This is a genomic window from Imbroritus primus (assembly GCF_964332355.1).
Classification (GTDB): domain Bacteria; phylum Pseudomonadota; class Gammaproteobacteria; order Burkholderiales; family Burkholderiaceae; genus Imbroritus; species Imbroritus primus.
Genome location: NZ_OZ201293.1, coordinates 3,041,479 through 3,063,934 on the forward strand (window position 1 = coordinate 3,041,479; position 22,456 = coordinate 3,063,934).

The following is a 22,456-nucleotide window of genomic DNA, read 5'->3' on the forward strand; positions in this document are numbered from 1 at the left end:
CACGCGGATGCGAAGAATGATGGGTACCGGCCGCCACGCCGCGCGTCAGCGCCCGTCCTTCAGGCGGAACCAGACGAAGGCCGCGCGCTGGCCGAGACGCCGGAAGGCCGCCAGCGGCACACGCGGCAACGGTCCGGCGATGGCCGGCAGGATCGCGCGGTCAGCGCCGATCTGCCCGGCCAGCAGCCGCCCGGCATGCGGGGCCGCAGCCACGCCGCTGCCGTTGTAGCCCAGCGCATAGGATACCGTCGGATCGTCCTCGGTACGCGTGATGTGCGGGATCTGGTCCATCGTCAGGGCCACCCAGCCGCCCCAGCAGTAATCCGCCGTGATGCCGCGCAGGGCCGGGAACTTGCGGCCGATCATGTCGAGCAGGCGGTCCTGCCGCAGCGTGCCCTCGCTCTCGTGGATCGGCCCGCGGCTGCCGAGGAGCACGCGGCCATCCGGCAGGCGGCGATAGTAATTCAGCACCGCGCGCGTGTCGGTAATCACATCGGTCGTCAGCAGGCCCGACTCGGCCTGCTCGGTCGAGGTCATTGGTCGCGTCACCACGATATTGGACAGCACCGGAATCGTCCGGCCGTTGAGGCTGGGGTGCAGGCGCTCGGTCGAGTAGCCATTGGTGGCGATCACCACCTGCCGGGCGCGCACCGTGCCACCCGGCGTCTGCAGCAGATGCCGGCCGGCTTCGCGCGTCCACTGCATGACCGGCGACTGGCAATGCACGCGCGCACCGGCCGCCCGCGCCATGCGCAGCAGGCCATAGTTGAACTTCAGGGGATGCATGGCGAAGGCATCGGCAAAGCGCAGCGCCGCCGGAGCTTCGCCGCCGCGGAAGTAGCCCTTCCCCAGCGCAGCGGGATCGAGCAGTTCGGTTTCGTAGCCGAACACATTGCGCAGCAGCGCCTGGTCGGCCACCAGGCCGGCGACCTTGTCGGCGCGGTGGGCCACCTTGAGCCAGCCGTCCGGCTGGCGGTCGCAGGCGATGTGGCCGGTGTCGATCAGGTCGCGCACAGTGTTCAGCGCGGCATGCGCCTCGGCGAACAGGGCGCGCGCGCCCGGCACGCCCCAGCGCTTGATCCACTGGCCATAGCCGAGCCGGCCGATGGCGGGACGGGCGAAGCTGCCGTTGCGTCCGCTGCATCCCCAGCCAGGACCATTGGCCTCCAGGACCGTGGCATGGATGCCGTAATCGCGCGCCAGGTAATAGGCACAGCTGAGGCCGGTATAGCCCGCGCCGATGATCGCGACGTCGACATCCCGGTCGCCCTGCAAGGCACCGTCGTCCGGCGGCGGCTCACCGGCGGTCGCCAGCCAGTACGTTTCGGGATAAGCCTGCGGGCGTTGCGGCAGTTCGGCGCGCAGCGGATCGTAAACCATGGTCTCTCTCGTCTCATCGTGGCGCCGGAGGGCGCGGAATCTTTTCCGCCAGCCGGGGATGGCCGGCATGGCAGAGGTATCAGAACCGGTCGATACGGAACGGCGTCAGGTCGATGGCCGGACTGCGCCCCAGCACCAGGTCGGTCAGCGCGGTGGCGGTGCCGGGGGCGCAGGTCAGACCGATATGCTGGTGCCCAAAGCCATAGAACACATTGCGGAAATGCGGCGAACGGCCGATCACCGGCATGCTGTCCGGAAGCGAGGGACGGTGCCCCATCCATTCGGTATGCGCCTGCGCCTCGATGCGCGGGAACAGGGTACGCAGATGCTTGAGCAGGGTCCGCGCGCGGCGGTAGTCGGGCGGTGCGCGCAGGCCGGCGAACTCCACCAGTCCGGCGGCGCGCAGGCCGCCGCGCATGGGCGTCGTCAGCATTTTCTGCGCTGGCGACATCACCGGATAGCGCGGTGCGTCACCCGTATGCCGTTGCAGCGTGACGTGATAACCGCGCTCGGCTTCGAGCGGCACCGGGCTGCCGAGCCGGCGCGACAGTTCGCCAGACCACACGCCACCGCACACCACGAGATCTGACACCGGCAGCTGGCCGGCTTCGGTCACCAGTGCCACAGGACCCTCCGCGCCCACCACCACGTCGCGTACCTCGTGCCGCAGCACGCGGCCGCCGAATTCCACGAAATGCTCGGCCAGCGCCTGTACCAGCGCGAACGGGTCGGGCGAGTAGCCGCAGTTCTCCATGACCACGCCGAAGCGGAAGTGTTCCGCCACGGCCGGCTCCATCTCGCGCACCGCGCCATCGCGCAAGGTATGAATGCGCGTGCCGTGCTGCTGGCGGAGATTCCATACGTACTGGTCGGCCTGGTAGGTCGCCTCGTCCGGATACACGCACAGCAACGGCGCGGGCCGCGCCAACGCGGCGGCGCGCGTCCCGGCGACCTGTGCGAGATGCGCCTCGACGGTGGTGCGTGTCAGCTGTGCGAGCGCCGCGGCGATGCGCTCCACTTCCACGGGCCGGCTGGCGCGCAGGAACGAGATCATCCACGGCAGCATCTTCGGCACATGCCGCCAGCGCATGGCGAGTGGACCGAGCGGATCGGTCAGCATGCTCGGCACTTTCCAGATAAAGCCCGGCGTGGACAGCGGCACCATGCCGTAGGTGGCGAGAATGCCGGCGTTGCCGCGTGAGCAGCTTTCGCCAGGCGCGACACGGTCGATGACCGTGACCGCGCAGCCGGCGCGCTGCAGTTGCAGCGCCGTCGACATGCCGACGATGCCGGCCCCGACGATGGTGACCTGGCGCAGCGGCACAGAGGGAGCGTTCATTGCAAGAATTCGAGGAAAGGAAGGACGGGCCGCTGCCCCGGATACCTGCCGGAACAGCGGCACAACAGATGCATCAGCGGGCGCGTCGCTTGCCGCGTCGCTGGAAGTACTCCGACAACAGGATCAGGGCCGTCATGAACAGCAGCAGCAACGACGCCACCGCCGCCAGCACCGGGCTGACCTTGAGCAGCGCGTCGTCCCACATCATCTTCGGCAGCGTGGTGACCTCGCCGCCCGTCACGAACAGTGCGATGGTCAGCTCGTCGAAGGAGATGATGAAGGCGAACATGAAGGCCGCGATCATGCCGGAGCGGATGATCGGCAGCGTGATGTAGCGCAGCGTCTTGAGCCGGTTGGCGCCAAGCGTCCAGGCTGCCTGGTCGAGCCGCACGTCGTAGTTCTTCAGCACCGACATGACGGTGATCACCACGTAGGGAATCGTCAGCACCGTGTGCCCGATAACCATCCCCGTGAGCGTACCGACCAGCGAAATCTGCGAGAACAGGTAGAACAGCGAGACCGCGATGATGATGTGCGGAATGATGATCGGCGACAGCACGAACGCCAGGACCGCCGACTTGCCCGCGAACTGGTTGCGCGCGATAAAGAACGACACCGGCACGCCGATCAGCATGCCGCAGACCGCCGACAGGATGCCGATCAGGAACGAGCGGCCGATGGCGGCCAGCCACTCGTGCGAGGCGAACACCATGTCGTACCACTTGAGCGTGAAGCCCTTGGGCGGCCAGTTGAGGAACGCTTCCTGGGTGAACGACACCGGCACGACAAAGAATGCCGGCACGCACAGGAAGACGATCACCAGCAACGCGGTGAACCACAGCACGCCACGGCTCACGGCGCGCGGCGCCTTTTGCTGGCTCGGGCGCGGCAAGATGGCATCAAGCAGGCGGCCCACGGTGGCGCACGTCACGGCGAGCACGCCGAGGACACGGTTGCCGAGCCAGGCACCAAGGCGGCCGATGATCCCACGCTTGCCTGTATGGGCGCTGCCCGACAGGGTCGAGAGACCCACCAGCTGATCGTAGAAGAAGAAGATCACCAGCGTCGTCACCAGGAACAGCACGGCGATGGCGCCCGCAAAACCCCAGTTCAGCATCTGGTTCACCTGGAAGATGATCAGCTGCACGATCATGGTTTCACCCGCGCCACCCAACAGGGCCGGCGTGATGAAGAAACCGAGCGAGGTGATGAACACCAGCAGGCCACCTGCCGCCACACCCGGCATCGAGAGCGGGAAGTAGATGCGCCAGAACGCTTCGCCCCGGCGCGCGCCGAGCGTGGACGCTGCCTTGACGAGATTGCTGTCGATGTTTTCCATGGTCGGCAGCATGGTCATCACGCACAGCGGCAGCATGCAGTGCACCATGCCGACCATCACGCCGGTGAAGTTGTAGATCATGCGCAGCGGCATGTCGACGATGCCCAGCGCCATCAACAGGTCGTTGATCGCGCCGTTGCGGCCGAGCAGCACCATCCATGCGAAGGCGCGCACCAGGAAGCTGGTCCACAGCGGCATCAGCACCCACACGGCCAGCGAGTTGCGTGTCGAACCCTTGACCGTGGCCAGAAGATAGGCCACGGGATAGGCGCCGATCAGGGCGAACACCGTGGTCCAGCCGGCGGTCTTGAGCGTGATCAGCAAGACCTTGAGGTAGACGTCGTCGCTGATCAGCCGCAGGTAGTTCACCAGTGAGGCCGCACCGCTGTCATCGAAGAAGCTCAGGTACAGCAGCGTACTGATCGGGAACGCAAAAAACACGCCCAGGAAGAGGATGGCCGGCAGCAGCGGCCAGAGCTTGGATACCCGGCTCAGCAGGCTGCGCTGCGGCGCAGTCTGCCCGGCTGGAGCCGCGGCGAGCGGCGCGCTAGCGGGCCCGCTCATGCGCGTGCTCCCTGTGCATCGCGGATCGTCACGGTCCGCGCGCGCGACCAGCCGAGGCGCGCGGCCTCGCCCTTGCGCAGGCGCTGGCTGGTGCCGGTCAGCTGCGTGACTTTCATGGTCGTGCGGTCGGACAGTTCGATGTACGACTTGGTCACGTTGCCGGCAACGATGGTGTCGCGCACCGTACCGCTGACCATGTTGTCGTCGCGCTCGCCTTCGCCGAGCACGCGCACGCTCTCGGGGCGGACCATGAACGTCACCTGCTCGCCGCCGCGCACCGGCACATCGGCAATCGCTTCGATCATCGCGCCATCGGCCATGGCCAGCGTCGCATGGCCATCGGACACCTGCTTCACGGTCGCGGCGACGAGGTTGGATTCGCCCAGGAAATCGGCCGCGAACACGGTACGCGGGCGGAAGTACAGTTCATCCGGCGTACCGAGCTGTTCGATGCGGGCATTATTCATCAGGCAGATGCGGTCGGACATGACCATGGCTTCTTCCTGGTCATGCGTCACATACAGCACGGTAATGCCGAGCTGCTCGTGCAGCGCCTTGATCTCGAGTTGCAGCGCGTCGCGCAGCTTCTTGTCGAGCGCCCCGAGCGGCTCGTCCATGAGAATAATCGACGGCTCGTAGACAAAGCAGCGCGCCAGCGCGATGCGCTGCTGCTGCCCGCCCGACAGTTCACGCGGCAGGCGGCCCGCCACGTGGCCGAGCTGCACCGTGTTGAGCACGCGCTCGACGCGCGTACGGATCTCCGACTCGGCCACGCGGCGCATGCGCAGCGGGAAAGCGATGTTGTCGAAGATCGTCATGTGCGGAAACAGCGCGTAGTTCTGGAAGACCATGCCGATGTCGCGCTGGAACGGCGGGAGGTAGGTCGCCAGCTTGCCGTCGATCCAGATCTCGCCGCTGTCGGGCGAGTTGAGGCCGGCAATGGCCATCAGCAGGGTCGACTTGCCCGATCCCGACGGGCCGAGCAGCGTGAGGAACTCACCCTCGCGCATCTCGAGACTGGTGGATTCGAGCGCGACCACGGGACCATAGGTCTTGCGCGTGTCGCGGATCTTGAGTTTGATCGATGGATTCTTCATATGCGTCTCCGAACGCCGGGCGGCAGCCGCCCCTGCCCGGCGCGCGGGCAAGAAATTGCGCTAGCGAAATACCGTGGCGTGGCCACGGCAACCTGATATCAATTCCAGGGCAGGATCAGATGCCGCCCGGCGACGCCGGCCCGTCGTGCGCGTGATGCCGCAACATCACATCGCACACGCACGCCACGGCACCGGAACCGGTCGATCCCGCCCAGTCAGCTTAGGACAGCAGCCAGGAGTTGTAGCGATCCGTGATCGCATCCTTGTGCTTGCCCCAGTACTCGGCATTGGCCTGCGTCAGCGAGGCGAAGTACTCCGGGTTGTTCGGCAGCAGCTTGGCGCGTTCCGGCTTGATGTACTTGAAGGCGTCCGGCGCGGTCGGGCCGTACGTCAGCGTCTCGGTGAAGATGGCCTGCTGCTGCGGCTGGGCGCAGAACTCGAGGAACTCGCGGCACAGCGCCACGTTCGGGCCGCCCTTGAGGATGGTGAAGCCTTCGTAGGTCCAGATGCCCTGATTCCACACCAGCTTGACGGGCGCGCCATCGTCGATGGCAACCTGTGCGCGGCCGTTCCAGGCGGGAATCATGTCGACTTCGCCGGTCTTGAGCAGCTGTGAGGTCTGCGCGCCGTTTTCCCACCACACGCCGACTTCCTTCTTGATCTGGGAGAGCTTGCGGAAGGCGCGGTCGAGGTCGAGCGGATACAGCTGGCTGGGCGGCACGCCATCGGCCAGCAGCGCTTCCTCGATGGTGTCGTACGGATTCTTGCGCAGCGAGCGCAGACCAGGGAAACCCTTGGTGTCGAAAAAGTCCTTCCAGCTTTGCGGCGGCTTCTTCACGGTATCGGTGCGATAGGCGATCACCGTGGCGTACACGTCGACGCCCAGGATGAACTCGCCACGCATGTTCGCGGGAATCTTGCTGACATTCGGCCCCAGGCCCTTGGGCCCGGCGATCGGCTCGAGATGACCGAGCTTGGCCAGCGACATGTGCGTGGAATTGCTCAGGTGCGCCATGTCCCAGCGGTAGTTGCGCGACTCGACCATGGCCTTGACCATGCCGCTCGGCTCGGATTCGGATGCCACGCCGACGACGGTGATGCCGGTGGCTTTCTTGAACGGCTCGTAGAACGCCTGGGAGAAGGCCTTGGTGAAGGGACCACCCGGATCGCGGGTAACGAGGCGGCGGTTCTGGCCCAGCACGATGGCCGGCGCGCCGAGCGCTGCCGCACCGGCGACCACGGCGGCGCCTTTCACGAAGGCACGGCGCCCTGCTTGCGTCTCACGGGCGGTATTGATGTCCTTGTCCTGCATACCTGACTCCTTCATTGGATTGATCGATGCTGTTGTGTGGCACGGCCCGCTGCATCGCCGCACCGGATCGCAGCAGTGCCGTGACCGTGTATCTGCAAGCGCCGTGCCACCAGCTTGTTGTCTTGATGTGACTGTTTGAAAAAGTATGCGAGGCCTTATCTAAAAAAGCAAATAACGAAAACTGTGCACTCTATAAACATGACTTATACTGTGAACCGGTGCATTTTCATGCACCGCGATGCAGCCTGATGTCCCGTTTTCATGCACACGAGAGACGCTTATGCATATCCGTCAACTGATGGCCCTGCGCGCCGTCATTTCTTCCGGCACCACCACCCAGGCCGCCGAAATTCTCGGCGTGACGCAGCCAGCGGTGAGCAGCCTGATTGCCACGCTGGAGAAAGAGGTCGGCTTCAAGCTGTTCGAACGCGTGAAGGGACGGCTTGTGCCGACGCTGGAGGCGGACCGCATGGCGGAGGAAGCAGAGCGCACCATCGCCAGCTTCCGGCGCATGGAAGAAATGGCGCGCGACCTGCGTCAGCTCGCCGCAGGGCAGCTGCGCATCGCCTGCATGCCGGGGCTGGCGCTCGACTTCATGCCGCGCGTGCTGGCGCGGTTCCAGGCAGACAAGCCGGATATCAAGGTGTCGCTGCAGATTCGCTCCTCGATGCGCGTGCGCGAGTGGATCGCGGCACAGTATTTCGACCTCGGCATTGCCGAACTGCCGGTGGACGATCCGGCCATCGAGGTGGAACCGCTGCAGATGCGCTGCGTGTGCGTGATGCCGGAAGGCCATCCCTTGGCGCGCAAGAAAGTCATCACGCCCCAGGATCTCAATGAAGTGCCCTTCATCTCGCTCAACGGCGATCACATGACCTACTTCCGGATTGCCGATGCGTTCGAGGAGGCAGGCGCGAAACTGAATGTCCGCGCCGAGGTACAGCTGTTCGCACCGGCCTGCGCGATGGTCGCGTCAGGCGGCGGCGTGTCGATCGTCGATCCGGTCAGCGCCAAGGTCTACGAGGGACGCGGCATTGTCGCGCGCCCCTTCCAGCCCGCCATCCGGTTCGACGTGGGCCTGATGTTTCCGGCCTACCGCCCGCGTTCGCTGCTGATGCAGAATTTCGTGACCACGCTCAAGCAGGCGATGCAGCCCTACCTGCTGTGACGCGTCCATGCGGACGCGTCACGCCGTTCAGGCAGTGGCGTTGGAATAGCCCGAGATGAAGGACTTGGGTGTACCCGTCGCCTGGTCGTACACATGCCGTTCGATGCGGCCGATGTTGCCGCCGTACACGTGGATGCTGATCGAGACGCGATCGTCGTAGATGTTGGACACGCGATGGATGTCGCCCAGGCGCGGCGATACGCAATCGATATCACCCGGCTCGAGACGATCGTCGCCAATGCATTGCATCGGCTGGCCCGGCGTTGGCACGGCAAAGCGTTCACCGCGCTCCGAGCCGCGCATCATGCCAATCAGGGCCCACACCTTGTGATCATGCACCGGTGTCTTCTGCCCGGGCCCCCAGACAAAACTGATGACCGAGAAACGCTCCTGCGGATCGCAGTACAGCAGGTACTGCTGGTAGTACTGGGGATGCGGCTTGGCGAATTCCTCGGGCAGCCAATCGTCGGTGCCGATCAGGTCGCCGAGCAACGGGCGGCCCTGTGCGAGGATGGTTTCTTCATCGCCACCGGCACTGTCGATGACGCGCTCGAACTGGGTGACGAACTGCTGCAGGCGTGAGGGAAGTGTCATGATGATCTTGTTCTCTCTGGTTGTCTCCAGCAAACAGCATAGCGCAGTTCGCTGGCGGCTGCAGCGCGGAGCCAGCATTCATGCGGCTTGCAGGCGCATTCGTCCCAATCCGTGGGATATGTGACGTGGGACTGCGGCTAGCCGGCCTTGCGGAAAGTCAGGTTGATGCGGCAATTTCCGGTCAGCGGATGCACATCGTCCTTGAGCGCGAGCACGCCGTGATAACGCAGCCGCGCAGGACCGCCCCACACCACCACATCTCCATGCATCAATGGCACGCGCCGCGGGCGCTCGCTGCGCTGCATGCCGCCGAACTGAAAGATCACCGGAAGGCCAAGCGACACGGAGACGATGGGTTGCGTCATGTCGCGCTCGTTGCGGTCCTGATGCAGCGACATGCGTGCGCCCGGCGCATAGCGATTGATCAGGCAGGCATCTGGCACGAAGCCGGCAAAGCCCGCCGTTGCCGCGGCCTCGCGGGCCAACGCCAGCCAGCCCGGTGGCAAGGCCGGCCACGGTGCGCCGCTCAGCGGATCGACCGGTGCGTAGCGGTAGCCGTGCGCATCGCTGACCCAGCCGAGCTGACCGCAGTTGGTCATGGCGGCCGACATGGCGAGCCCGCCAGGTGTGAGCATGTGGCGAAACGGCGCAACGGCAGCGATGTCCGCGACCGTCGCCAGCAATGCGGGCGCCTGCGCCAAGGCAAAGCCGCGCAGCACCACCGCGCCGGGATCAATGGATTCGGTCCACGGCTGCGCCGCATCCTGTGCCGCGAACAGATCTTCGATCATGTACCGGCCTTCACGGCTACGGCCTGACGAATCTCATCGAGACCGGCAACATCATCCCCGCCGCTCGCCACGGCTCCACGTGCCTCCCGGTCGATCAACGCACGCTTGCGCTCCACACCCCAGCGGTAGCCGGACAGGCTGCCATCCTGCCGCACCACGCGATGGCAGGGCACGGCCACCGCCAGCGTATTGGCGGCACAGGCACTGGCCACGGCCCGCACCGCGCGCGGTACCCCGAGCCGCTGCGCCAGTTCGGTATAGCTCACAGTCTCACCGGCCGGCACTTCGCGCAAGGCTTGCCACACACGCTGCTGGAAGGCTGTGCCGCGAATATCGAGCGGCAGGTCGAGGCCCAGTGCGGGCATCTCGACGAAACCCACGACCTGCGCCACAGTGCGCGCAAAATCCGGATCGTCGCCGACCAGCATGGCCTGCGGAAACCGATCCTGCAGATCGCGCGCCAACTGGTCCGCATCGTCACCCAACGCGATTGCGCAGATGCCGCGCGTACTCTGCGCGACGAGCAGCGCACCGAGCGCACTCGCAGCGATGGCGAAGCGGATCTGCGTGTCGGTCCCGCCCTGCCGAAAGCGCGTCGGCGTCATGCCCAGCACGGCATCGCTGTCGGCATAGAAGCGCCCGGTCGAGGCGTAACCCGCTGCGTACACCGCGGCCAACACCGAGCCCTCGTCCTGCAACGCGGCACGTATGCGGCCGCTACGCCACGCCTGCGCATAGGCGCGCGGCGTCAGGCCGACCATGGCCTTGAACAGGCGGTGGAAATGGAAACGACTCATGCCAGCCTCGTGCGCCAGCGCTTGCAGCGAGGGCACCGCCTCGGCCTGCTCGATATGCCGGCAGGCCCGCACGATGGCCTCGGCCTGCTGCTGCGACCGTGCCTGGGCATCCGGACGGCACCGCTTGCACGGGCGGAAACCGTCCTGCTCGGCTGCCTCGCGGCTGGCGTAGAAGCGCACATGTTCCGGCCGCGCGAGCCGCGCGCCGCAAGACGGCCGGCAATATACGCCGGTGGTGCTGACGGCATACCAGAAGGTCCCGTCGGCGCTGGCGTCGCGGTTAACGACGCGCGGCCAGCGTGGATCGGCTTCAGTGGCTGCGGCGGCAGCGGCGTGACGCCGCTGGGTGGAAGTCGGGTTCATGGCAGATTTCCGGCACAGGCGAACGGGCCCGTTTTGAAACACTCTAGCGTGCGAGGCGCCGGCCTGCACTCCGCTGCTTGCGGTTGAATTCGTTGACGAATTGGCAGTCGAAATCATTGGCGCTCGAAACAGATCGAAACAGATCGAAGCCGCTCAAGCGGCGCCGCTACGATGCTGATGCGGATCAAGCTGCCGGCAATGTCCCGCTTGCATTGATGGCGCATCGCACACACCATCCAATTTACACCGTGTCACGAGGAAATCCGGATGCTCCCCAAACGCCTTGCACGCCCCGTTCTGCTCGCCACGACGATAGTAGCGACCGCCGCTGCCGTAGCGATGGCCAGCAACGTCTACGCCGCCAGCCGGCAGGCCGAAACTGACTTACCCACCATTCCGGCGCTCGACCTGACGCGCTATGCGGGCGTGTGGCACGAGATCGCGCGCATGCCCTCGTGGTTCCAGCGCCGCTGCGCCGGCCCGGCACAGGCGACCTACACGCTGCGCGACGATGGCCGCCTGCAGGTGCACAACCGCTGCCAGACGGACAACGGCGAGGCGCTGGATGCCGACGGCATCGGCGAGCCGGCGTCAGCCGAGCATCCCGGCCAACTGCGCGTGAGCTTCGCGCCTGCCTGGCTGCGGGCGCTGGGCATCGGCTGGGGCGACTACTGGATCCTGGCGCTGGCCGACGATTACACCTGGTCGCTGGTTGGCACCCGGGACCGCAAATACCTGTGGATCCTGGCCCGCGATCCCGCGCTCGACCAAGCCACCACGCAACAACTGGTAGAGCGCGCGCGATCCCTGGGCTACCCGGTGGACGGCTTGCAGTTCGCCGGCGCGGCGGCGGCCCCGGAGAGCCAGACGCCGCGCTGACCCGGCTTCAGACCGCCGCGAGCGCCTGCTCGAGATCGGCGATCAGGTCATCGATATGCTCGATGCCGATCGACAGGCGCACCGTGTCCTCGGTGACGCCGGCTTTCACCAGTTCTTCCGGCGACAGCTGGCGGTGCGTGGTGGAAGCCGGATGGCAGGCCAGCGACTTGGCATCGCCGATGTTCACGAGGCGCGTGATCAGTTGCAGCGCGTCCTGGAAGCGCGCGCCGCCGTCGCGGCCGCCCTGCACGCCGAACGTGAGGATGCCAGAGGCGCGGCCGCCCATGTAGCGCTGCACCAGCGCGTGGTCGGCATGCTCCGGCAAGCCGGCGTAGTTGACCCACTTGACCTTGGCGTGGCCTGCCAGATAGCGCGCGACCGCCAGCGTGTTGTCGCAGATGCGGTCCATGCGCAGCGCCACGGTTTCGATGCCCTGCAGGATCAGAAAAGCGTTGAACGGGCTCAGCGCCGCGCCCATATTGCGCAGCGGCACGACGCGCGCGCGGCCGATGAAAGCGGCTTCACCGAGCGCTTCCGTGTATACCACGCCGTGGTAGCTCACATCCGGCTCGTTGAGGCGGCGGAAGCGCGCCTTGTGCTGCGCCCACGGGAACTTGCCGGAGTCGACGATGGCCCCGCCGATGGAGTTGCCGTGTCCGCCCAGGTATTTGGTCAGCGAATGCACGACGATGTCCGCACCGTGTTCGAACGGACGGCACAGGTACGGGCTCGGCACGGTGTTGTCGACAATCAGCGGCACGCCATGGCGATGCGCGATGTCCGCGAGCTTCTTGAAGTCGGTGACGTTGCCAAGCGGGTTGCCGATGGACTCGCAGAACACCGCCTTGGTGCGGTCGTCGATCAGCGCCTCGAAGCTTTCCGGCTTGGCCGGATCGGCAAAGCGCGCTTCGATGCCAAGCTGTGGCAGCGTGTGCGCCAGCAGGTTGTAGGTGCCGCCATACAAGGTCGAGGACGAGACGATATTGTCGCCGCTTTCCGCGATCGTCTGGATGGCGTAGCTGATCGCCGCCATGCCTGAAGCCACGGCCAGTGCGCCGACCCCGCCCTCGAGCTGCGCGAGCCGCTGCTCGAGCACGGCGGTGGTGGGATTCATGATGCGCGTGTAGATGTTGCCGGCGACCTTGAGGTCGAACAGGTCGGCGCCGTGCTGCGTGTCATCGAAGGCGTACGACGCGGTCTGGTAGATCGGTACGGCGACGGACTTGGTGGTCGGGTCGGGGGCATAGCCGCCATGCACGGCAATGGTTTCGAATTTCACGGCACACATCTCCTCTGTCTGCGATTGCCAGTCACGCACGCTCGGAAGGCGCGCAAGCCGCCATTGTGGAGCAGTCAGGTGTGGAAAGCCAGAGAGGCCCACCCAATGCGCCGGACGCCGGCCAGTTGGGCTATAGTGGGCCGATAGCCAGCCCCGCCCCGCAGACAGAGAACGATATACAGGAGACGCCATGATCGCCGTGATCTTCGAGGTCGAACCCCATCCGGGCCAACGCCAGACCTATCTCGATATTGCCGCCACGCTGCGTCCCGAACTGGAGCAGATCGATGGCTTCATTTCGGTCGAACGCTTCGAGAGCCTGACCCAGCCGGGCAAGATCCTGTCGCTCTCGTTCTTCCGCGATGAAGCAGCGGTACAGGCCTGGCGCAACCTGGACATGCACCGGCGGGCGCAGGCGCGGGGACGCAACGGGGTATTTGCCGGCTACCGGCTGCGCATTGCCACGGTCGTGCGCGACTACGGCATGCACGAGCGCGCACAGGCGCCGGATGACTCGCGGCGCGCGCACGACGCCTGAGAGGTAGCGTCAAAAAAACGAGCGCCGGCCCTACCGCAAAGCCAGCGCAGTCCGCAGCCGCGTGGCCGGGCGAAAACCGCCGCGCTGCATGCCGGAATCCCCCCTGAGCCCGGTCAGCCGGCCGTTACCTTGTCTGCCACCTGATCTGCCACCACAAGGCAATTCCTGCCGCGCTGCTTGGCGGCGTAGAGCGCCACGTCGGCACGGCGCAGGGTGCGCTGGTAATCCGGATGGCCGTCGTGCATGGCGAGACCGATGCTGATGGTCAACGTCATGGTGCGATCTCGCGGCAGGCGGAAGACTTCGGCGGCGATGCGCGCCCGCAGGCGCTCGGCGGCGGCCACCGCACGCGCCTCGTCGACATCCACGGACAGCATCAGGAATTCCTCGCCGCCCAGGCGGAACAGGTAGTCGCCGCCGCGCACGCTATCGCTGAGGAGCGCCGCGAACTGCTGCAGCACCATGTCGCCGGCCTCGTGCCCGTGCACATCATTGACCTGCTTGAAATGATCGATGTCGATGGCGATGACGGCGAACTGGCTGTTGCGCTCGCGTGCATAAGCCACCTCTTTGCTCAGCACCACGGGCAGGAACTTGCGGTTCAGCAGGCTGGTGAGCACATCGCGCCCGCCTTCGAGCTCGTTGGCCTTCTGGAACAGCGTGTCGAGATCCAGCGCCATGCGCCGCGCATGATCGCGCAGTTCGCGCGCCTGCCGCTGGCGCTCTTCGACATCCTGCGCGGCTTCGAGCGCCGGCTGGACCACCTCGTCCACATGCGCGATGGCCGCGAGAATCGCTTCGGCTTCGCTGGTGCCCTGAAAGGCATGGACGCCTTTGTGGCGGAACCACAGGCCGAACTCGCTGGCCGCCATGCGCGGCAGGCGCGCCGCCTCTCCGACCGCGATCTCGTACATCACCGCGCTTTCCCAGTCGAGCAGCGCAGCGCGCTGGCGCTCGCGCTCCATCGAGGCGTTCTGCACCATCGATAGCAGGCGATAGGCCTCGTCGGCACGCGCGCTGCGCTCATGCGAATGCGCATAGGTCTGGCTCATGATTTCCATGGCCAGGTCGATGGTTTGGGTGACCAGTTGCACGGCTGCGCCATCGTTCCGGCTTTCATCCTCGGCGCCAAGCAAGGCATAGAAACCCTGCTTGAGACTGCGCGCCCCGCGCAACACGAGATGCACTGGCACGTCGATTCGTGCGTGAACCTCGCCGATGCGGATCTGCCGCTCGACCAATGCCTGGGGTGCAATATCTTCCGGATCGGCAAACACGTCGGTGATCCAGCGCATCATGGAGGCATGCAGACGCACCTGCACCTGCTCGTGCGAGACAAGTTGCGAAGCAGCGGCGTCGCTGAGCAGGCTGTCGTAAAAACGGCTTGCGAGCGCATGCTGATGCTGCTGGGCCAGGGCACGCACCCGGGCCCGCGTCGAGGGTGCATACTGTGCCACCACGGCGGCCCAGTCCCGCACCATCTGTTCCGAGGGAGAATTCTTCATTGCACGATCCTGTTGCCGCGACTATCGAGCCCTCCGCATCCTGGCCTGATGGCCGGGATGCCGGGCAAATCCGACAGTCTAATGAATCCCATCGGACTGGCAAGGGCCGCGCCCGCCTCCGGACGTTATTTATGCAGGGCGCGGTACACCATCAGCGCGGCATAGGCATCATTCGCTGCATACAGCAGCTGATTCGGGCGCAGTCGTTCCGCCGCCCAGTTCGACGTCGAGATGCGCTTGGATTTCTGGAAAGCCTGCTGCAACACCATGGCCACGGCCGTGACCACACCCACATCGCGGCGCATGCCGTGCTGGCGAAAATGGGTCGACAGATCGACCAGCGACTCGGCCTCGATCCCCAGGCGTGCGGCAATTTGCCGCCGGTCTTCCCGCAGGCCGAAGCCGACCTTGAGCAAGCCGGCATCCTGCAGCAGTGCGCGCACCACCGGCGGCGCGGCGGGATGATGCAACTGGAACAGGTAGGCGGCATCGGGGGTTGCGAACTGCACGAGGTGCGGCCCGCCGGCATCGACGCCCTTGGTAAAGACTGGACGTGTCTCGGTATCGAAGCCAACGATGCCGGCCTGGCGCAACGCCTGGGCCGCAGCCTCGCAGGCGGCGGCCGTCGCCGGAACATGGGTCTGCGCCAGCGTCAGCCCCGCGAAAGGCGGAAAAACTGCGTCGGGGGAAGGAACGACGAAAGGAGCGGTTTCTGGCATGGTCAGGCGGAGTAGGCGGGCACACCAGCATGGTATCGCGTCCATCTTGCCAGCAGTGGACCTCCGCCTTCAACCGCCGTGACCGGCACGACTTCCGTGCCATGACAAACTGCATGGGCAACCCCGGAGCCGAAGCTGGGGGCGGGGTTGCCGCACCCGGGTCTACACCCTGGAGCCAGATCTCAGAAGCGGTACGTCACGCCAATGCCGGCCGTCACCGGATTCAGGTCGATCTTGCCGACCTTGGCGCCGCCAACCCGCACATCGGTATTCATCTGCACGTACTTCACATCGACGTTGACACCCCAGTGCTTGTCAATCATGTAGTCGAAGCCAGCCTGCGCCACGAAGCCCACGCTCGAGCGATCGACCGAAGCCGCGCCATTCAGGATATTGCTGCGCTTGGAGAACAGCGTGTAGTTCACGCCCGCGCCGAGATACGGCTTGAAGGACCCGAACTGCGTGAAGTGATACTGCACCAGCAGCGACGGCGGCAGCGCGCGGATCTTGCCCTCCTTGGCGCCGCCGACATGGATATCGATGCTTTGCGGCGTGGTCAGTACCAGTTCCGCGGCAATGTTCGGCGTAAAGAAGTAGCTGATGTCGACTTCCGGAATCCAGCGGCTCTTGGCATCCACGCGCGTGGTGCCGCCCAGCGGCAGGCCGTCGGCCTGGCCGTTATGGAAATCGAGGTAGACGGCGCGGGCCCGCACCATCCATGGACTTTCGTCCGCATGCGCTGCACCGGCAGCAGACAACAGGCCAAGCGCGGCCAGGGCAACAGCAATCGTGTTTTTCATCAGCATTGGGCACTCCCGTTAATTCCCTTATTGTTGTAGGGATATTAACGGGCGCACCTGCCGCGCATATTGACCGGGATCAAGCGCCGGGTGGCGGCGATTTGACGGAGATCAAGCAGCCACGCGGGCTGCGGCCTTGGGGACGGAACCGTAGGGTGAGCCTGTGTGTCTTCCCCTCTTCGTCACCGCCCCTCGACCGCCCCCTGGTTCGGTATACCGGGATCAGTCGGCGCGGATGTTCGCGGCCTGGGCAATCTTCCGCAGCCGGTCGATATCCGCCATCACGCGCGGCCGGTACTCCGAGGCCGGCGCATACTCCGGCTCGAAGCCGTTGGCAATCATGCCCTGCTGCAGCTTGGCATCTTTCATGGCCGTGGCGACGGCGGCTTCGAGCGTCTGGCGGACCGGCACCGGCACGCCCTTGGGTGCGACGATCACGAAGGTGGTGGAGAACACCACGCTCGGGTAGCCGCTTTCCGCCACGGTCGGCACCTGCGGTAGCAGCTGCGAGCGGGTCGCGCTGGTCACGGCCAGTGCCTTAACCTTGCCGGCCTTGACCTGGGGCACGGCGGCCACCACGGTATCGACCGTCAGCGGGATCTGGTTGCCGATCAGGTCCGACATGGCGGGCGAGCTGCCCTTGTACGGCACGTGCAGCAGGTCCATGCCGGTGGCGGCCTTGATCATCTCGCCGGCGAACTGCGAGGTGGTGCCCGCACCGAACGAACCATAGGACATGCCGCCCGGCTTGGCCTTCACCTCTTCCACGAGCTGCGGCAGCGTGCTGGCCTTGACCGCCGGATTGGCCAGCAGGATCAGGGCCGTGGAGCCGACGTAGCCGATGGCATCGAAGCTCTTGATCGGGTCATACGGCAGGCGCGAATAGGTGACGGCATTCACCGAGAAGGTGCTGTTGCCGCTCAGCAGCAGCGTGTAGCCATCTGGCGCCGACTTGGCGACAAAGTCCGCGCCGACGATGGTGCCGGCACCAGGCTTGTTCTCGACCACCACCGACTGTCCCAGCACTTCGCTGAGCTTGCGGGCCACCAGTCGTCCAAGCACGTCGGTCGAGCCTCCCGGGGTAAACGGCACCACCAGGCGCACCGGCTTGTCCGGAAACGGCTGGGCCTGCGCAGACGACATACCGGTCCAGGCGAGCGAGGCCAAGGCGCCCGCCACCATGCCCAACCGCCACTTGAAACCCACAGCACAACGTTTTTCAGTCATATGGTTGTTCCCCCTGAGAGATGTCATAGAACGAGCCGGCAGATCACCCGGCTCTACAGCACGGGTCGTCGCTGCCCGGCCGGATTGGCCTGTTCGAACATCTGCGCGAACTCGAGCAAGCGGCGTTCGTCGCGATAGCGGCCGACGATCTGCACGCCAACCGGAAGGCCGTCGTCAGTGAATGAACAGGGCACGGAAATGGCCGGATGGCCGGTGACGGTGAGGCGGTAGCAGGACCGCATCCAGCCGATGTAGTGCGGCATGTCGACGCCTGCGATGCTGGCCGGGTATTCCATTGCTACATTGAAGGGCACGACCTGCGAGACTGGCGCAATCAGAAAATCGTAGTCACGCAGCAAGGCTTGCATGCGCAGGAACATCTGGTTGCGCGCGCGTTCGGCTTCGATGATGGCGAGGCCGCTCTGGTTCAGGCCGAGGTCGATGTTCCAGCGCACCGTGTCCTTCATCAGCTCGCCCTGCTCGCTGCGCACCTTGCCATAGTTGGTGGCGAAAGCCAGTGCACGCATGACTTCGAAGGCATGGTCCGCACCGCTGAAATCCGGCTCGGCCTCATCGATGACACAGCCGAGCGCCTCGCAATGGCGCACGGCGTCCTGGAGCGCCAGCTGAACCGCCGGCTCGAACGGCAGGCCGCCCAGCGTCGGGCTGACGGCGATGCGCAGCCCCTTGCAATCGACCGGCGCGAGCGGCGAGAACTCCGCCGGCGCGGCTGGAATGGCAAACGGATCGCCCGGCGCGGCATCGGCCAGCACCGACAGCATGAGCGCCACATCGGCCACGGTCCGCGCCATCGGGCCGCCGACCGTCATGGTGTTGAATGCGAATCCACTGGGCGTCATCGGCACGCGCCCCAGCGAGGGACGCAGCCCCACGATATTGCAGAAGCTGGCCGGATTGCGCAGCGAACCGCCCATGTCAGTCCCGTCCGCCAGCGCGACCAGGCCAGCCGCGAGCGCCGCCGAGCCGCCGCCGCTACTGCCACCGGCCGAAACATCGCGACGATACGGATTGCGCGTGACCCCGAACACGGCGTTGAAGGTATGCGAACCCGCGCCAAACTCTGGCAGGTTCGTCTTGCCGAGCGTGATGGCGCCTGCGGCCTTCTGGCGCGCCACCACCGTGCTGTCTTGCGTCGGCACGTTGTCGCGATAGACCGCCGAGCCGAATGTGGTCCGCACGCCTGCGGTCAGAAAGGAATCCTTGTGCGCCACCGGCACGCCGCACAACGCGCCAGGTGTCGCGCCGCGCGCCAGTGCCGCATCCATGGCATCGGCCTCGGCCAGGGCTTGCGCGTAGGTATCGGTGACGATCGCATTGATCGCCGGATTGATCCGTTCGGCACGCGCCACATGTGCGGCCGTCAGCTCGCGCACGCTGAGGCGGCGGTCGCGCACGGCCTGCACCATCGCCGTGGCGCTGAGATAGCAAAGGTCTTCCATACAGCACGGGTCCTGCAAGAAATTGAATCGTGGACGTAACCATATCGCTCCCGGACAGGCGTGCCGCACCCGTGCGCCAGACGCCGTGTGCAAAGCCCAACAGTTTCTGGTGCATGTTGCGGTGCGTTTGTGCACGGCACGCGCGCAGCCGTGCGCATGATCTTCCTCGCCACAGCATCAAAACCGGGATTTGCATGCGGTAAATGGCATGGACAGCGCATTTGTGCACCATGGATGGTCAACACCACGAGAAAGCAGCTTTCTAAAATCAGCAACGATTCTCTGACTTTGTCTTAATATTCTGCAGGCAGAGGTGCGCCGCCGAGCAGGCCTGCAGTCCTGCGATCGAGCCCCTACCGGACAACGCGCGTGACTGGGAACCTGCGTACCGCGACACCGGCCGCGCCGCATCCCGCGTGTGTTGGTGGCGACTGCTCCGGTCCGGTCATGTGATCGTCGTGCGAATGCCGTACGGTCGCGCCCCTTGCCATGCCGCAACCCAACCCGCTTGCACCGACATGAAACTGACCACGATCCACGCCGTTCCACTGGCTTATTTTCTTGAAGTGGCCCAATCCGGATCGCTGAGCGCCGCCTCGGCCAACCTGCATGTCGCCGTATCCGCCATCAGCCGGCAGGTGGCACGGCTGGAAGCCGATCTCGGTGTCACCCTGTTCGAACGCGAGTCACGCGGCATGCGCCTGACCGAGGCAGGGCGGGTAGTGCAGCAGTACGGGCGGCGCGCCTTTCTCGAGGCGCAGACGTTGCAGGCCGAGCTGCAGGGCGCGGGCAATCTCGACCACAGTACCGTGCGCATCGCCTGCACCGATGGCTTTGCGCGCGACTACATGCCCTACACCATGGCGCTGTTCCAGCGCCGCCATCCGGGTGTCGATTTCGTGCTGGAGGTCTGCGCCCCGGACCATGCCACGCAGATGGTGCGCGACGGCGCGGTCGATATCGCTCTGGCATTCGTGGTCGCACCACAGGACGGCATCGAGGTGCTCTACTCCGAGATCGCGCCGATCTACGCCTATGTGGACCGCAAGCATCCGCTCGCCGCACTCAAGCGCGCCACGCTGCGTGAAGTCGCCGCCTATCCGCTGGTGGCGCCCACGCCCGACAATTTCGTGCGCCGGCTGTTCGATCTGGCCTGTGGCGTGGAAGGCCTGCAGCCGCGCATCCTGCTCACCAGCAACTCGCTGAGCGCGCTGGTGGGATACCAGGCCTACGCGGATGTGGTGTACCTGACCGGCTCACTGGCGGTACGCAACAACCAGCGCGCCGAACGCCGCGTACTGGTGCCGATCGCCACCTCGGCCATGCAGCAGCGCGCGCTGCAATTGCAGGCAATGGCCGGACGCAAGCTATCGCCGGCCGTACGGGCCTTTGCGGAATTCCTGATCGAAGACATGGGCGGCCGGCGGCGCAGTGTGCCGGTACCAAAGCCCCGGCTGGCAGGACGGTGAAGCGACTCGCTGCGTGCAACATTCGGCCGACTGGTGTCTCGCGCCTATCCCGGTGCGTGCGCTGCACCGGGCGTCCTACCCGGACGATAAGGTAGTCAGGATGCCGTCATGGCATCCGCAGCACGGACGCCAGCAGCATGACCAGTCTTCAGGGTCTGCAGGATATCCGGCACGATGCGGTGGATCTGCGCGACGATGTAGATCACGCCCAGCGGATCGCCATGGCTGCCCGCCGACGGCGGACCGACCACGCGGATGTTCGGGCTCGCGCCGGTGGGCGTCACCGCCCGGCAAGTCGCCGTCACCGCGAAGCCCATTCCCGAGCCGTCGGGCACCAGCGTCTCCTGCGCCACCAGGGAAGCAAGGAACGGATTGCGCTGGTAACCGCTCGTGGCATCCAGGCCCGTGCAGTTGATGACCATGTCGAAAGGCCGGGTTGTCACACCCGCATCCGATGTCAGTTGCACCATGATCGGCCCCGCACCGCTCGGTGCATCGACCCGGTCGAGGCGCGCCCGGGCAAACGTTACCAGGCCCGTGGCTTCCGCCTGACGCACCATCCGGTCATTGGGCGGCGGCGAACGGAAGCGATGCACGTCGTACCAGGCGCGCATGCGGCGCAGGAAGCGCTGCTTGTCCGCGAGCGGGATCGTCGGCCAGATACGCCAGACTGCATCGCGCACCAGATCGAACGGCGCATACCAATCACCACCCGTCGCCTTGGCCTTGCGGATTTCCGCACGCAGGGCACGCGACACATCGGCCAACCGGTAAGCCGGCCCGAGCGCCTGGATGAACGGCGGCAACTCAGCCATCACGCGGTCGAGTGGCCGCAGGCCATCGGACTCCACGGGTGTCTCACCGCAGATCGCCGGCGGTTGCGGCTGGGGCCGCAACCCGCGCCGCGATACCGCCATGATCGCGCCCGTATGGCCCTGCCGAACCAGCGTCGACAGCACATCAAGCGCCGTCAGGCCGGTGCCCACCACCAGCACGCGCGCATCGCGCGGCACCTCAGCCAGCCGCGGCGTGTTGAGCGGATTGGCGATGATGCGGGGATGCGCCGCGTGTTCGGGGCGAAACGGCGGCAACAATCGCGGCGGTGCATTGCCGGTGGCGATGATCAGCATGTCCGCGCGCAGCGTCGCCCCGTCGGCCAGCGCCACGTCGACCGAACCGTCGTCACGCGGCGTGGCGCCGAGCGCATGGTCGCGCCGATGCGCGATGGTTGAGCCGGTAACGGCATTGCACGCCTCGCGCGCCGCCAGCTCGCCGACATACTTGCCAAAGTCGCGACGCCTCAGGAACACATGGCCGCTCGGCAGCGTCGCATCCGGATCGGCCGCCAGCACACCCGTGCTGCGGCACCAGTCGAGCAGTTCATCCGGACAACACGGATCCACCGCATGCGCCGGCAGCGGGCCGTTCAGCCGATGATCGTCGTCGATGGCCGCATAGGCCAGGCCACGCCCCAGCGCAGCGCTAGGCTCGACAATGACGATGTCGAGCGGCAGGTCGCTGCGGCGGCTCAGCTGCACCGCGCAGGACACGCCGCTTACCCCGCCACCGACGACGATGACCCGCGGACGGGTGCCGCCAGCATCGAGGAAATCGGATGGCGCGCGGGAATAGGGTTGATTGCTCATGCTTCACCTGGATGTCAAAGCGTCGCAAGACGAGACCCGATACGGCCCCTCTTGCGCACAGATGGCGCAACATAGCACGGCCGCCAGCGGCACGCACGCGAGGGCCGACTGCCACGCAGGCACGCCCGTTCCTTCATCTTCGCCCTTATTGACGCCCCGAGTTTTTTCCAGACAGCCCTTGCGACGCGCG

General features: G+C 65.8%; 19 protein-coding genes. 4 read left to right on the plus strand and 15 right to left on the minus strand.

Annotation, left to right across the window (positions count from 1 at the left end; all coding sequences use genetic code 11):
• Nucleotides 1-45 precede the first annotated feature (45 nt).
• From ACQ3C8_RS14050 to ACQ3C8_RS14070, 5 genes are all read right to left on the minus strand, one after another.
• Complete coding sequence (locus tag ACQ3C8_RS14050; protein WP_428851882.1) at nucleotides 46-1,380, minus strand: NAD(P)/FAD-dependent oxidoreductase; 1,335 nt, start codon at nucleotides 1,378-1,380, stop codon at nucleotides 46-48.
• Nucleotides 1,381-1,459: 79 nt separating this feature from the next.
• Complete coding sequence (locus ACQ3C8_RS14055) at nucleotides 1,460-2,719, minus strand: NAD(P)/FAD-dependent oxidoreductase (RefSeq protein ID WP_428851883.1); 1,260 nt, start codon at nucleotides 2,717-2,719, stop codon at nucleotides 1,460-1,462.
• Between the two features lie 73 nt (nucleotides 2,720-2,792).
• A complete protein-coding gene (locus ACQ3C8_RS14060; RefSeq protein ID WP_428851884.1) occupies nucleotides 2,793-4,622 on the minus strand; it encodes an ABC transporter permease subunit in 1,830 nt (609 codons plus the stop codon).
• On the minus strand, nucleotides 4,619-5,719 hold the full coding sequence (locus tag ACQ3C8_RS14065; protein WP_428851885.1) for an ABC transporter ATP-binding protein: 1,101 nt from the start codon (nucleotides 5,717-5,719) through the stop codon (nucleotides 4,619-4,621). The genes ACQ3C8_RS14060 and ACQ3C8_RS14065 overlap by 4 nt, the downstream gene beginning before the upstream one ends.
• A gap of 220 nt (nucleotides 5,720-5,939) precedes the next feature.
• The gene (locus ACQ3C8_RS14070) at nucleotides 5,940-7,031 is read right to left on the minus strand and encodes an ABC transporter substrate-binding protein (protein WP_428851886.1); all 1,092 of its coding nucleotides are present in this window, start codon (nucleotides 7,029-7,031) and stop codon (nucleotides 5,940-5,942) included.
• Between the two features lie 280 nt (nucleotides 7,032-7,311).
• Between ACQ3C8_RS14070 and ACQ3C8_RS14075 the strand changes: the two genes are divergently transcribed.
• A complete protein-coding gene (locus ACQ3C8_RS14075; protein ID WP_428851887.1) occupies nucleotides 7,312-8,199 on the plus strand; it encodes a LysR family transcriptional regulator in 888 nt (295 codons plus the stop codon).
• Nucleotides 8,200-8,226: 27 nt separating this feature from the next.
• Here the strand turns inward: ACQ3C8_RS14075 and ACQ3C8_RS14080 are convergent, their stop codons facing one another.
• The 3 genes from ACQ3C8_RS14080 to ada form a co-directional block, all read right to left on the minus strand.
• Nucleotides 8,227-8,793 carry a cysteine dioxygenase gene (locus ACQ3C8_RS14080; protein WP_428851888.1) on the minus strand — a complete coding sequence of 189 codons (567 nt, stop codon included), beginning with the start codon at nucleotides 8,791-8,793 and terminating at the stop codon, nucleotides 8,227-8,229.
• Nucleotides 8,794-8,930: 137 nt separating this feature from the next.
• Nucleotides 8,931-9,584 (minus strand): DNA oxidative demethylase AlkB, encoded by a 654-nt coding sequence (gene alkB, locus ACQ3C8_RS14085; RefSeq protein WP_428851889.1) that lies wholly within the window; start codon nucleotides 9,582-9,584, stop codon nucleotides 8,931-8,933.
• Complete coding sequence (gene ada, locus ACQ3C8_RS14090; protein ID WP_428851890.1) at nucleotides 9,581-10,744, minus strand: bifunctional DNA-binding transcriptional regulator/O6-methylguanine-DNA methyltransferase Ada; 1,164 nt, start codon at nucleotides 10,742-10,744, stop codon at nucleotides 9,581-9,583. The genes alkB and ada overlap by 4 nt, the downstream gene beginning before the upstream one ends.
• Before the next feature lie 267 nt (nucleotides 10,745-11,011).
• Between ada and ACQ3C8_RS14095 the strand changes: the two genes are divergently transcribed.
• The gene (locus tag ACQ3C8_RS14095) at nucleotides 11,012-11,623 is read left to right on the plus strand and encodes a lipocalin family protein (protein ID WP_428851891.1); all 612 of its coding nucleotides are present in this window, start codon (nucleotides 11,012-11,014) and stop codon (nucleotides 11,621-11,623) included.
• Between the two features lie 7 nt (nucleotides 11,624-11,630).
• Here the strand turns inward: ACQ3C8_RS14095 and ACQ3C8_RS14100 are convergent, their stop codons facing one another.
• Nucleotides 11,631-12,902 (minus strand): O-acetylhomoserine aminocarboxypropyltransferase/cysteine synthase family protein, encoded by a 1,272-nt coding sequence (locus ACQ3C8_RS14100; RefSeq protein WP_009522880.1) that lies wholly within the window; start codon nucleotides 12,900-12,902, stop codon nucleotides 11,631-11,633.
• Between the two features lie 190 nt (nucleotides 12,903-13,092).
• On the opposite strand from ACQ3C8_RS14100, the gene ACQ3C8_RS14105 reads away from it, so the two are divergent.
• Complete coding sequence (locus ACQ3C8_RS14105; protein WP_009522879.1) at nucleotides 13,093-13,440, plus strand: antibiotic biosynthesis monooxygenase family protein; 348 nt, start codon at nucleotides 13,093-13,095, stop codon at nucleotides 13,438-13,440.
• A gap of 113 nt (nucleotides 13,441-13,553) precedes the next feature.
• Here ACQ3C8_RS14105 and ACQ3C8_RS14110 read toward each other — a convergent pair whose 3' ends face one another.
• The 5 genes from ACQ3C8_RS14110 to ACQ3C8_RS14130 form a co-directional block, all read right to left on the minus strand.
• Nucleotides 13,554-14,945, minus strand: coding sequence for a diguanylate cyclase (locus ACQ3C8_RS14110; RefSeq protein ID WP_009522878.1), 1,392 nt, complete (start codon nucleotides 14,943-14,945; stop codon nucleotides 13,554-13,556).
• A gap of 125 nt (nucleotides 14,946-15,070) precedes the next feature.
• Nucleotides 15,071-15,664: a 3'-5' exonuclease gene (locus ACQ3C8_RS14115; RefSeq protein ID WP_428851892.1), complete on the minus strand. Its 594-nt coding sequence runs from the start codon at nucleotides 15,662-15,664 to the stop codon at nucleotides 15,071-15,073.
• Between the two features lie 182 nt (nucleotides 15,665-15,846).
• Nucleotides 15,847-16,464, minus strand: a complete 618-nt coding sequence (locus ACQ3C8_RS14120; RefSeq protein WP_428853093.1) for an OmpW/AlkL family protein — start codon at nucleotides 16,462-16,464, stop codon at nucleotides 15,847-15,849.
• 222 nt (nucleotides 16,465-16,686) lie between these two features.
• Nucleotides 16,687-17,691: a Bug family tripartite tricarboxylate transporter substrate binding protein gene (locus tag ACQ3C8_RS14125; protein WP_428851893.1), complete on the minus strand. Its 1,005-nt coding sequence runs from the start codon at nucleotides 17,689-17,691 to the stop codon at nucleotides 16,687-16,689.
• 53 nt (nucleotides 17,692-17,744) lie between these two features.
• Entirely contained in the window at nucleotides 17,745-19,151 is a 1,407-nt protein-coding gene (locus ACQ3C8_RS14130; RefSeq protein ID WP_428851894.1) for an amidase, read from the minus strand.
• Between the two features lie 518 nt (nucleotides 19,152-19,669).
• Between ACQ3C8_RS14130 and ACQ3C8_RS14135 the strand changes: the two genes are divergently transcribed.
• On the plus strand, nucleotides 19,670-20,620 hold the full coding sequence (locus ACQ3C8_RS14135) for a LysR substrate-binding domain-containing protein (RefSeq protein ID WP_428851895.1): 951 nt from the start codon (nucleotides 19,670-19,672) through the stop codon (nucleotides 20,618-20,620).
• A gap of 95 nt (nucleotides 20,621-20,715) precedes the next feature.
• On the opposite strand, the gene ACQ3C8_RS14140 is transcribed toward ACQ3C8_RS14135, so the two are convergent.
• On the minus strand, nucleotides 20,716-22,266 hold the full coding sequence (locus tag ACQ3C8_RS14140) for an FAD/NAD(P)-binding protein (RefSeq protein WP_428851896.1): 1,551 nt from the start codon (nucleotides 22,264-22,266) through the stop codon (nucleotides 20,716-20,718).
• Nucleotides 22,267-22,456: the final 190 nt, after the last annotated feature.